Annotated in this window: 12 protein-coding genes and 3 tRNA genes; 6 read left to right on the top strand and 9 right to left on the bottom strand. The window is 34.3% G+C overall.

All coding sequences use genetic code 11. The features are described 5' to 3' along the window. The first annotated feature begins 65 nt into the window (after positions 1-65). Positions 66-350 (top strand): hypothetical protein, encoded by a 285-nt coding sequence (locus JR312_RS01520; protein ID WP_341813472.1) that lies wholly within the window; start codon positions 66-68, stop codon positions 348-350. 124 nt (positions 351-474) lie between these two features. Here the strand turns inward: JR312_RS01520 and JR312_RS01515 are convergent, their stop codons facing one another. Both JR312_RS01515 and JR312_RS01510 read right to left on the bottom strand, forming a co-directional pair. Then, positions 475-774, bottom strand: coding sequence for a type II toxin-antitoxin system RelE family toxin (locus tag JR312_RS01515; protein WP_416647535.1), 300 nt, complete (start codon positions 772-774; stop codon positions 475-477). Continuing rightward, a complete protein-coding gene (locus JR312_RS01510; RefSeq protein ID WP_264331326.1) occupies positions 750-974 on the bottom strand; it encodes a hypothetical protein in 225 nt (74 codons plus the stop codon). Before JR312_RS01510 ends, JR312_RS01515 begins: the two co-directional genes overlap by 25 nt. A gap of 136 nt (positions 975-1,110) precedes the next feature. Here JR312_RS01510 and JR312_RS01505 point away from each other — a divergent pair, with 136 nt between their 5' ends. Beyond that, positions 1,111-1,413, top strand: a complete 303-nt coding sequence (locus JR312_RS01505) for a hypothetical protein (RefSeq protein WP_006013179.1) — start codon at positions 1,111-1,113, stop codon at positions 1,411-1,413. 368 nt (positions 1,414-1,781) lie between these two features. Here JR312_RS01505 and JR312_RS01500 read toward each other — a convergent pair. The 3 genes from JR312_RS01500 to JR312_RS01490 form a co-directional block, all read right to left on the bottom strand. Beyond that, positions 1,782-1,868, bottom strand: a tRNA-Ser gene (locus tag JR312_RS01500). A gap of 31 nt (positions 1,869-1,899) precedes the next feature. Continuing rightward, positions 1,900-2,697 carry a DUF2163 domain-containing protein gene (locus JR312_RS01495; RefSeq protein ID WP_416647534.1) on the bottom strand — a complete coding sequence of 266 codons (798 nt, stop codon included), beginning with the start codon at positions 2,695-2,697 and terminating at the stop codon, positions 1,900-1,902. A 388-nt stretch (positions 2,698-3,085) separates the two neighbouring features. Continuing rightward, on the bottom strand, positions 3,086-5,149 hold the full coding sequence (locus JR312_RS01490; RefSeq protein WP_416647533.1) for a WD0745 family porin: 2,064 nt from the start codon (positions 5,147-5,149) through the stop codon (positions 3,086-3,088). A 328-nt stretch (positions 5,150-5,477) separates the two neighbouring features. On the opposite strand from JR312_RS01490, the gene JR312_RS01485 reads away from it, so the two are divergent. Beyond that, positions 5,478-6,791, top strand: coding sequence for a lipase family protein (locus tag JR312_RS01485; RefSeq protein WP_416647532.1), 1,314 nt, complete (start codon positions 5,478-5,480; stop codon positions 6,789-6,791). A gap of 43 nt (positions 6,792-6,834) precedes the next feature. Here the strand turns inward: JR312_RS01485 and JR312_RS01480 are convergent, their stop codons facing one another. The 4 genes from JR312_RS01480 to JR312_RS01465 form a co-directional block, all read right to left on the bottom strand. Then, a complete protein-coding gene (locus JR312_RS01480; protein WP_264331318.1) occupies positions 6,835-7,662 on the bottom strand; it encodes a 3'-5' exonuclease in 828 nt (275 codons plus the stop codon). After that, complete coding sequence (gene era / locus JR312_RS01475; protein WP_416647531.1) at positions 7,655-8,539, bottom strand: GTPase Era; 885 nt, start codon at positions 8,537-8,539, stop codon at positions 7,655-7,657. Before era ends, JR312_RS01480 begins: the two co-directional genes overlap by 8 nt. Positions 8,540-8,580: 41 nt before the next feature. After that, complete coding sequence (locus tag JR312_RS01470) at positions 8,581-9,051, bottom strand: hypothetical protein (RefSeq protein WP_416647530.1); 471 nt, start codon at positions 9,049-9,051, stop codon at positions 8,581-8,583. A gap of 105 nt (positions 9,052-9,156) precedes the next feature. Next, a tRNA-Gly gene (locus JR312_RS01465) sits at positions 9,157-9,229 on the bottom strand. 151 nt (positions 9,230-9,380) lie between these two features. Between JR312_RS01465 and JR312_RS01460 the strand changes: the two genes are divergently transcribed. The 3 genes from JR312_RS01460 (at position 9,381) to JR312_RS01450 (ending at position 10,523) form a co-directional block, all read left to right on the top strand. Continuing rightward, a complete protein-coding gene (locus tag JR312_RS01460) occupies positions 9,381-10,001 on the top strand; it encodes a ribonuclease D (protein WP_264331316.1) in 621 nt (206 codons plus the stop codon). Between the two features lie 79 nt (positions 10,002-10,080). Next, on the top strand, positions 10,081-10,407 hold the full coding sequence (gene trxA / locus JR312_RS01455) for a thioredoxin (RefSeq protein WP_007302120.1): 327 nt from the start codon (positions 10,081-10,083) through the stop codon (positions 10,405-10,407). Positions 10,408-10,446: 39 nt separating this feature from the next. Then, positions 10,447-10,523 (top strand) — tRNA-Ile (locus JR312_RS01450). Positions 10,524-10,735: the final 212 nt, after the last annotated feature.

Below are 10,735 nucleotides of genomic sequence, written 5' to 3'. Positions count from 1 at the left end.
ATACTTTATTATACCTTTATCATTTACTTTAGGAAATACTATAGTTTTTAATTAAGGAGAATGTTATGTCAAAAAATACACAAAACTACCATACTTATCCTTTTACGAGTAAAAGTAAGATGCAAGAATCTACACAAAAATTATTTTCTTGGATAGACGAGCAAAGAGCACGTGACCATAATCTTTGCCACAGAAAATGTGAAGAGATACATGATTGGTATGATCCTGCCGGGCGATCTATATGCAAAGTAAGATGTAATGATATATATGGTCTAAGTTCTGAACCATTTGATCCACAAAAGACAATAATGGAATCATCTTTGGATGAATACGATTACATTTCTATTTAACAAAAAAGTGTGAGGCTTCTTTATTTTTCCCTAAAATTTTCAATAAAGAATTATATCGGGAGAATGGATCAGGAAGAAGGGCTGTATAATAATATATTTATAATTTACTTACGTAACTTAGAAATTATTGAAAAACATAGTTCTTAAGTACTTTCAAAGCTTTCTCGTAAATGGTGTCTCTATGTCCTATTGTAACGATAGTTACTTCATATTTTGTGGTGTCTGCACAATACGTGATACGATAGTCACCAACCCTTAGTCTTCTGAACCCTTTAAAGCTATGGTATAAAGGCTCACCAAGATTCACTGGATCGACTGTAAGTCGCTCATTTATTGCATCTACAGCTCTTGACCGTACTTTTTTTGGAAGACTTGGAAGATCTTTTTCAAGAACACCGTCTAGGAAGATAATAGTGTATTCCAATCCACGTCCTCACTTTTAGTTTTTTTTTCATTTTCAATATCATATTGATCAGCAACTACAGATAGTAAAAAATCTTCCATTTCACTATCTATTGCTTCTTTAAGTAGTTTTTCTGCTAATGCTTGAGCAGGTTGCTTAGTAAGTTCAGATAATTCAGCAAGATGCTGTAAAGTTTCTTTACTGAAAGCTAAATTTGCCATAAGTTTTACCGAAATCTACTAATAATTATACAATATTTTCATGAAATTTTCAATAAAGAAAGCGAAGTGATTATAATAATACTAACATAGTATTATTATGTTAGTATTATGTTAGTTTTTAATTAAGGAGAATATTATGAAAAATATTAAAGAAAAAGGACTTTCAAGTGCAAAAGTTAAGTATTCTGTTGAACCTACGGTTAGTGAAAATGCGGAGGTAAATACATTCGAAGAGTGTTTTGGAGCATGTTATAACAAATACCAACATGATGAAAAACTTATGGGTTCGTGCATAAGGGGATGTCAGTATAGGTTCGGGCATAATTGGGATTTGGATGCTCCTGAATCAAAAGAGTCAGAACCTATTTACACAAGTGAGGTATTAAAAAATATTGGAGACAATTTCCATGCTCTTGCAGATTCAGTGTCTATTCTGTAGTAGGCAGAGGTTAAAAAATGTGAGGCTCTATTTTTTCAAAAAAGAATTATATTGACAGATTATGATAGGTTGAGTATACACGAGTTTGCTGATGCTCGTGAGAAATTACACAGACTAAGTATAGTACTGCAAGACATTATTAGGAATAGGGAAGGTATGCCAGCAGCTGGCTACTGGATGTATTTCTATGATAACAACTACTCTTCGTCATCAAAAATCAAGAAGGCTCTGCAACTTGATGAACATCAACTCTATTCTTTTATTGACGTAGATGACTCTGAAAAATTGCGGACTGAAGTGCTAATGCTATATGGTTATTACGTTCAAGAACAAAACGGAAAATCCTATGTTATACTAGAAATAATGTGCGGAAAAGGGGGGATTCGAACCCCCGACATATTTTCATATGTGCACGCTTTCCAAGCGTGTGCTTTAGACCACTCAGCCACCTTTCCATACTTATTCATAATATTTAAAATTATGCTGCTAAACAACTGGTATATATGGTTCGCCAAGGAAATTCACAGTATTGTTAAACTTGTTTTTGCACGTTAAAAACGCTTTATCACAACCTGCAAGTATCGAATATTTATCTCCGGTAGAAATTTGATATGGAGGAGAAGCAAATAATGTAACTACTTTATTTTTGTATTCTTTAACTACAACTTCAAATGTTGCTGAACTAAAGAATTTTACCACTCCGTGCTTATAATATCCATCACTTTCGATTAAATTAGTGTCTTCAAATCTTCTTTCATCTATCACTTTAGTAATTGTGCTCATTCTACTAAACTTTTTAGCATCAGCTTTACATCTATTATCGCAAAATTGTGCCCTGCATACAGGAGAATATAGCTCTGTTATGCTTCTCTCAAGCTTTGTCCCAAGACCTCTAATTTCAGCGATAAACCTCCCGCTATTTAATGTTACTTTACCAAAAGTTCCTGCATGCAAATTCATAATTCCCTGACTCAAATCTTTATAATTCACAAGAAATATTTCAATATTTGCAAAGTCATACCTTCCTGATAAAACATCTTTTTCTTTAATATCAGCACTATTTAATATTCCTTCAATTTCTAGATTATCAGTTCTCAAATCGCTATTTAATATTATACTGCTGGCTATAAAACCGCTTGAAGATTTATAGAGTATATTATTGAGATTTAAATCTTCATCATAGTCAGTAAATCCCATTACTTTTCCACCTACAAGTGTTAATTTCCAGCAAGTAGCGATGGTAAGTAATTCTCCAGCTAAATGGTTTTTTAGTTTGGTTTGCATACTGCTTAATTGATTGAATTTGAAAACGTTCGATAGGTAAGGGATTATGATAATTTATCCATTATCTGAGTAGCCATAGGGTGTCATGCCAGCGCCCAGACATTGGATCTAGTTAAATTTACGAGTATAAAAGTAATGTTAAAATACAACGTTTCTGATGATGATGGAAAAATGGATCCCAGTGTCAAGCACTGGGATGACACCATTTACTATGCAAATTGCCACAATTTTCGTACAGCTGTGACTGGGATAACATTACTTATTGTGTGAGTAAAATAAATACTCGTAGAGTTTGTTACGCACTGGCTTATGTTTATTTGATCGACAAATAAACACTAACAGACAAGACACACACCACATTCAAGTTGTGGTGTGTATTGTTAAATAACTAGAAAGAAAACTTCACACCAGTGAGGAGAAGAACTCCTTTGTTAGAAGGTACATCAGCATTACTTTTATCTTTCAGTGCACCTCTTTCATCAGTCATAAAATAATGTAAGGCTGCATAAGGAACAAATTTGCTCTTATTGCAAGAAGATAGATCATACTGAACACCAAGTGCAACATCATGAAGCATATCTTTATTGCTCATTCTGCTACCAAAGTATGTCAAGCTTGTGTAGATATTATCATATTGATAACCAGCACCTGCAGTCCAATACATAGTGTTTTTATCATCCCCATCAAACTGAGCTTTCAGCCCTTGTACTCTTTTGTCATCATCAGTAGTACCTTTACCATCAATTTCTGTGTAGGTATCACCGACTAATTTTTTAATACCCTTCGGTTGACCAGACTTGCCCAAGTATGCAAAAGAGGCAGCAAATTTTACACTTTGATCTTCATCAATCTTATAATCAGCGCTTGCACCTAAATTCATACCTGCTAGGTTATTGTATTCTATGAACTCATTATAAAGGTGCTTATCTTTACTCGGTTGCTTTGAAAACCCATATTCACCAACTACGGAAGTTTTAACTTTTACATTATGTTTACTAAAGTCATATTCATATGATGCACCAGCACTTATTATATGCTGGTAATCTGGCCCAACATGTCTTAACATTTCCTCATTCTTTACCCCTGTTATCGTATTACTTGAATCTTTGAGGAAATCTGGAACTATTTCTTTTACAACGGATAAACCACTATCGTAGCGAGGTGAGTAGCTAAGACCAAATCTTGCACCCATATAATTTGGTGAGTAGTAAGCAGCTCTAAACGGCAATGTGGTCATAACCTCTTTGTTATACTTTCCTGCCATACGGAAGGAGAGTTTTTCGCTCTCGCTCGAGAAGCTTTCAGTGTAAAGACGTGGTGTTACGTAAAATGGAAAGTTTGCAGCACTTCCTTCTAAGTTTACTTTTCTGAACCAGTCACTATCTGCAGCTCCATCAACAGTTGCAATTCTTGTTGCATCCAGTCTCATCAGAGACTCAGGACCAAACTGATAGCCAAGTTTCAGATCACCATATTTTGAATTCAAAAACACATGTGCACTTCTACCTCTTGCAGCATTCACGCCTTGTGAAGCTCCTTTACCTTCAGTAACTGGAACATGGAATTGTACATCGGCACCATAACGAAGACCAATATCCTCATTTTTATTTTCAGCTCTTAAGTGCAATATTGCATCTGAAATCATGCCCATGTTTTCACTGTAATCACCAATATTCCCTATCCCTTTAGGAAATATTGGATTTGCTCCTTTTATACCATCTGGAGTATTGTTAAAATAATCTGTAGATTTACCTGGCATAACATTATAATGGTTATAGCCACTTAGCCCATGGTTACCATAACCTTGAGAATCAACAACACCACCGAAAGTTATTCTTAAACCATCCCCTTGATTGGTATTGATAATATCAACCCCACCAACTGAAACAACAGGACTTGCCTTACCTTTTTCCTCTGTATTGCTGTTAACAACTTTTACATCCTTTTTTATATCTTTAGCTTCAATTTTAGCATTCTTAGTTTTAGAACCCTTAATTTTTGACTTTTCTACATTAGAATTTTTAGTGCTTAGAGCTTTCGCCTTTGAATCCTCTATAAGCTTTGCTTTTTTCTCTTTTGCTAGCCTAATTTCATCTTTTTTCTTTTGTTTTGCTACTAATTTTAACTCTTCTTTTTTCTTCTTTTGTTCAGCTGCTAATTTTAACTCCTCTTTTTTCTTCTGCTCAGCTGCTAATCTTAGTTCTTCTTTTTTCTTAAGCTCCTCGGCTTTTTTTCTTGGATCAGCATTACATATCCTGTCCATTTTTTCTTTTAGTTTCTTATTTGACGTCTTCATCACTTCCATCTTTCCAGAAGTTTTGATTGACTCGTTACTCTCTTGCTTTTTTACTTCCTTCATACTCTCGTCAGAAAAGTCAGCAGCAAAGCCACTGAAAGAACATAAAGTCAATAGAGAAGCTAGAGCAGTTCTAGTATAAATAGATTTTTTCATGAAGTGCCCCCAAAAAATTTTAAAATCATAACATAAATAGTATAAAGGTGTTGAAAATCCAACTTAAAGCAACCTTATAGCGAAAATAAAAGTAAAATGCAATACTTTAAAAGCAACTTTCTTAATACGCTCAACGTGTATATTAACCAAAATTTAGTACAGAGGTTTGCTTGTTAGTGTATTATAACTCTATACTTATTCTATGGAAGTAAAATTTACTCAAGTGAAAGTACATAAAGATTAAAATATTAATATAACTATTGACAATAATATTAGTTTATATTATAATTAGTGAATTATTGTTTTATTTTTAATAATCAAGGTATTTATGGATTTTAGTTTTTTACGAAATTGGTTTAGCACTACAGGTGCTGCTACAGGCTCAGAGCCAGGTAATACTGAACAGCCAGACTCTATTTCAGTAGATGATGGCAAATACGAGATGAAAGAATATGACGATGAATTTGAGATCATTGAAGATTATGAATTTATAAATCGTGCTGATCCAAATGAGCCATGTTCTTTACCTTCTGACTATAAAATAGATGAAAGTATTGTAAAAATTGCAGGATTTGATAGGGAGAAATTATTAGAAATGGGTAATTTCTGCAAGATAAGCTATGGCGATGATGATGGTAAATTAAGTAAAAAAAGATGTAACAACCTAGCTCAAAGAGCGTACAAAACTGAATTCGAAATTGTAGAAGATTTTGAAATTGTTCCATCTACTGAAAAAATGTATAAAACTAGAGCTGAACTCATCAGCGAAGGTTATGAAATTATTCCATTTGGTAATAGCTTTGAAAAAGATGCTGGTCACGTTTTTATAAAAGGTAAAGAAATAACAATAGCTTACCATGGTACTCGTCTGAGCCAGAGTTTTAATGATGGAATTACTGATATAAATGTACTTTTTGCTACTTCGGAATTTTTACCTGAAGGTGGAAGAATTCATTGTGGTTTCTATAATTCATTTATGGATTCATGGCCTAATCTGTATGGCATTTTGAAATCTCATGCTGAAAAACAGGGATCAGAAATCAAGGATTTTAAAATTAATCTCACAGGTCACAGTATGGGAGGAGCTATTGCTAAGATAGCTGCTTTATGCCTCAATAAAACAGAAGGAGCTGAAGATGTTCATGTTGCAACTTTTGGTGATCCACGAGTTTTTGATCTTACTGCTAGTGAATTTTATAATGATGTTCTTCAAGAAAAAACCATTAGAGTAACTCAACATAGACAAGACCCAGTACCAGCGGTATCACCTGGTATTTGTGGTTATGCTCATGTAGGTGCACAATTGAGAATATCAGTACCTGAAGGATATTTTGTTCATCAAATGGATGGTTATCATGAAGCCATTAAAATAATGGATGAGAATGACTTCCAATCAAACAATAACGTTTCTCTCTTTTATTACCCTTCGAGAATATTAAGTCGAATTAACTGTGCAGTTTTAGGTAATGCTCAATATTATGCTGCTAATTTAGGTGATTATATTCTTGGTGGACAAAATTTTTTCGAGAAAGTAAAAAAGGAATACCAAGATAAAAACTTAGAAAATTTGTCTAAGCTTGAACAAACAGAAGTTAAGCAGATGGCATATCAGAATGCCTTTTCTACTACAAGGAGTTTATAAATATTATTATGGGGCAATTATTAGATTGCTCCATAATATCTATTCATTTAAATTCAATATAAAAATTTCCACCGCAAGTTATCTCCCACTCTTCTTTAAACTTTTTTAGATGTTCTTTTTTTTCGCATTCCAAAAGCAGTTCTTCTATGCTCTTATTATAGCTTTCTGTAGTAATTCTTCCTTGATGATGCATGAACTTCAAGTAAATCAAATAGGTGTTAATCACATCTGTTTCGCAATAATCGCGAATCTCTTGTATTTTTCCACTATCGTATAAATCCATAACTTGTGATCCATCAACTCCAATCTTACCGGGAAGATTAAATGCTGCGCAAACTTCGTTCATCTTCATTCTTGCAGAAGCTCCAAAATCAGAGAGAGATTCAAGCAAATCACAATGCCAATCACTACTGTACCTCTGATTGTAACTATTCCACTTATCGCCAGCTTTGTGAAAATATTCTGCTTGAATGCCATGAACCATAGCACGGTACTTCAGTACCGGTATATCAAAAGTGCGTCCATTGAACGAAACTAGTCTTGGCTTTTTCTCTGATATGTAGTTAAAAAATCCCTTTACTAGCTCTTTTTCATTGGAGTTTAATGTGCCTCCAGATCTTATTTCTTGTAGTGTGAACATTTCATAACCGCTCTGGCGTGTTATATTACAAAGTAAAAAACTAATAACTACAACAAGGTGGAGGGGCTGACGCAGAAAAGAGTTTTGCCCGTTTGTTATTTCAAGATGATATTTTGTTAATGCATCCCTCTTTTCTTCTACACTGCTATCATCACTAATATTGAGTAAATTCTTACAGGAATTTACATCTGGTATAGTTTCAATATCAAATACCAACAAAGAATTAAGCATTACTTATATACTCCTCAGGGCGATCAGTCCAAGGTCGCACTTTTACGAACAAAAAGAGATGAACTTTACACTCAAATAACTTTTCCAATTCTGTACGCGCCTCGATATTAATTTTTTTTATGCTACTGCCGTCTTTTCCTAGCACTATTTTCTTATGATTATCTTTCAATACAAATATGATCTGTTTTATGACTAAACTCTTATCTTTTTTTTCCTCAAATTGTTCAGTTATAACAGCTGTAGAGTATGGCAATTCTTCACGTAGGTTCAAGAATAACTTCTCTCTTGTAATTTCTGCTGATAAAAAATCATCTGAGGAATCGGTTACTTGATCTTTTTCATAGAACCAAGGGCTTATCGGTGCAATTTCAGATAAGTAATTCATCAAATTAGAAAGTCCATCATTCTTCAGTGCCGATATCGTAAAAATTTTTTCAAACTTATAAAGCAAATTTAGGTGCTCATGTGCCATCTTGAGCTCTGATTTCTTTACTAAATCAGTTTTATTGATAACCAAAATGCATCTGCCTTTTGTGCGCTCCAGTCGTGCAAATATCGTTTTTATTCTTTCTATATTTTTTAGGTAATTGTTTACATCAACAAGCAACAAAGTAATGTCACTATCCTTAACTGCTCCCCATGCAGATTTGACTAAAGCTTTTTCAAGATTTGTTTCTGCTGAAAACACTCCTGGAGAGTCAGTAAAAACAATTTGCGCATTGTTGCATGTAGCAACACCCCTTACCTGCGTCCTTGTTGTCTGCACTTTAGGGGTGACAATTGCAATTTTCTTGCCTACGATGCTGTTAATTAGCGTTGACTTTCCAGCATTTGGCAAACCAGCTATCGTTACAAATAAGCATTTTTCTTCTTTCACAAAGGAAATTATAAAGAAAACTAAATGCTAACGTCAATTGATTATTTTGCAGGTAGATTGCACTCTTCCTCTTTTGAAGAAAAACGCTCAACTATAGGTGATATAATATAATCATTCACTTTCTGAGCTGCAAAGACTGTAGCTATCATTGCACACAATGCTGCAATTGGTGATATTACTCCTATTGTTGCACCTGCTAAAGCTGCCGATCCCATTCCAAGCATTGTACCAGGAAAAATAGCCATTGCAGCTGCAGCAAGACCAACTCCAATTGCAGCGCTTGCAACAAAGAGACAAGCATGAGTGCAAGCATGAGCATAAGAGAATTCGGATTGTGAGAGTTTATCATCTGTACAAATGGCAAAGTGTAAGAGTGCAGGAATTGCAGCAATAATTCCACCCATCACCAATGGTGACAAAGCTGTAAAACTGAGTCCTAAACCTGTAAGTGCTCCTATTGATGCTACTATGCCTAAAACTGTTAAACAGAATATAACATCATCTTTTTCCATATAATCTCCTTAAATATAAATTTCTAAAAAACTTTTCTAGTATAGCTAAATTTCTTAGATAGATTAATTAATTTTTTTATGATTAAATGTGATTAAAACTCAAAGAGCGGGAGAAGGGGTTCGAACCCTCGACCTCAACCTTGGCAAGGTTGCGCTCTACCAACTGAGCCACTCCCGCAATGAAAATTTACTTATTCTTATTATAGATGCATATCATAATTTGTAAACCCTACATACATGAAAATCATGAGAGCCAATTTTCTATGATCTTTTCGTATACTTAAAACTCATTTTTGATTATTGTATGTGTCATAAAACATATTAAATTTATGAGAATATTTATATATAAAGACGACCTGCCAGCCAGTGCAATACCGAATGATATAAAATCTATAGCTGTTGATACAGAGGCAATGGGGCTACTTCATGGTAGAGACAGATTATGCCTTGTGCAGCTCTCTTTTGATGATGGCAACGCTCATTTGATTCAATTTAAAAACGATTATACAGCTCCAAATTTGAGAAAAATATTAGAGGATAAAAATATAACCAAAATATTTCACTTTGCGCGGTTTGATGTAAGTATAATACATTATTATTTAAAAACCTGGGCACTGCCTTGCTATTGCACGAAAATAGCCTCACGTTTAGTTCGCACTTATACAGATAGTCATAGCTTAAAAGAGTTGTGCTTAGAACTACTTGATATAAAATTAAATAAGCAACAACAATCTTCTGATTGGGGAAATGAAAATTTAACAGACAAGCAAAAAAGTTATGCTGCATCTGATGTTTTATATCTCCATAGAATAAAGGAAAAGCTAGACTCAATGCTAGAACGTGAAAATAGAAAAGAATTAGCCGAAAAGTGCTTTGAATTTCTTCCTACTCGTATTGAGCTAGATTCAATGGGTTGGGGGAGTGTAGATATCTTTAATCATCATATGTAATCACTTCACTTGAATCCAGAAAAATTTAGTTGATCAGCTGTTAATTAATACGCTATATTTATAAAAATTTAGGTATTTTATGAGTGATGATATTAAAGCGGTAAATGATCAAAATTTCGAATCTGAAGTTGCTAACCACAAAGGATTTGTGCTGGTAGATTTTTGGGCAGAATGGTGCGGGCCATGCAAAAGTCTGATGCCACGTATCGAGCAATTGGCTGAGGATAGAAAAGGCAAGATCAAGATCTGCAAGTTCGACATAGATGGAGAAACTGAGGTGCCAAGTAAGTATGGAGTTCAATCTATACCTACTTTAATCATATTTCAAGATGGTAAGGAAATTGCACGCAAAATTGGCGCAATAAATGATTTACACAGTTGGGTTGATAGTGAAATAAGCGAGTAGACAAATTTCCTTTTGCGTGTATTATAGGTGTTGATAAAAGGGATTGTAGCTCAGTCGGTTAGAGCAGTTCGCTCATAACGAATTGGTCGTAGGTTCGAGTCCTACCAATCCCACCACTATTGATACAATTGCAAGGCCTACTCTCTTAGATAAGCTTTTTGCCTTATTAAAGTACTTGGTTGTTGGTGTCTGAAAACTCCATGATATTAGATTCCTTGCATAACTGGAATTCAAAAGTTCCAGCGCGGTTTTCTTATCGGATCTCAGCTGGGATGACGCCTGGTTATGAAGGAAATCTATTGTCAAAAAAAATTACTTCCGCGTATTT

This window comes from Wolbachia endosymbiont of Nasonia giraulti (assembly GCF_048054155.1).
In the GTDB taxonomy this organism is placed as follows: domain Bacteria; phylum Pseudomonadota; class Alphaproteobacteria; order Rickettsiales; family Anaplasmataceae; genus Wolbachia; species Wolbachia pipientis_C.
The sequence above is the reverse complement of the archived record's forward strand: the minus strand, read 5'-3'. Positions and strand labels throughout refer to the sequence as shown.

Bases quoted from the DNA above. Each gene is read 5' to 3' on its own strand.
- JR312_RS01470 (WP_416647530.1), bottom strand. From the start codon at position 9,051: ATGGAAAAAGATGATGTTATATTCTGTTTAACAGTTTTAGGCATAGTA.
- JR312_RS01460 (WP_264331316.1), top strand. From the start codon at position 9,381: ATGAGAATATTTATATATAAAGACGACCTGCCAGCCAGTGCAATACCG.
- trxA (WP_007302120.1), top strand. From the start codon at position 10,081: ATGAGTGATGATATTAAAGCGGTAAATGATCAAAATTTCGAATCTGAA.
- JR312_RS01490 (WP_416647533.1), bottom strand. From the start codon at position 5,149: ATGAAAAAATCTATTTATACTAGAACTGCTCTAGCTTCTCTATTGACT.
- JR312_RS01505 (WP_006013179.1), top strand. From the start codon at position 1,111: ATGAAAAATATTAAAGAAAAAGGACTTTCAAGTGCAAAAGTTAAGTAT.
- JR312_RS01480 (WP_264331318.1), bottom strand. From the start codon at position 7,662: ATGCTTAATTCTTTGTTGGTATTTGATATTGAAACTATACCAGATGTA.
- JR312_RS01485 (WP_416647532.1), top strand. From the start codon at position 5,478: ATGGATTTTAGTTTTTTACGAAATTGGTTTAGCACTACAGGTGCTGCT.
- JR312_RS01495 (WP_416647534.1), bottom strand. From the start codon at position 2,697: ATGCAAACCAAACTAAAAAACCATTTAGCTGGAGAATTACTTACCATC.
- JR312_RS01510 (WP_264331326.1), bottom strand. From the start codon at position 974: ATGGCAAATTTAGCTTTCAGTAAAGAAACTTTACAGCATCTTGCTGAA.
- JR312_RS01520 (WP_341813472.1), top strand. From the start codon at position 66: ATGTCAAAAAATACACAAAACTACCATACTTATCCTTTTACGAGTAAA.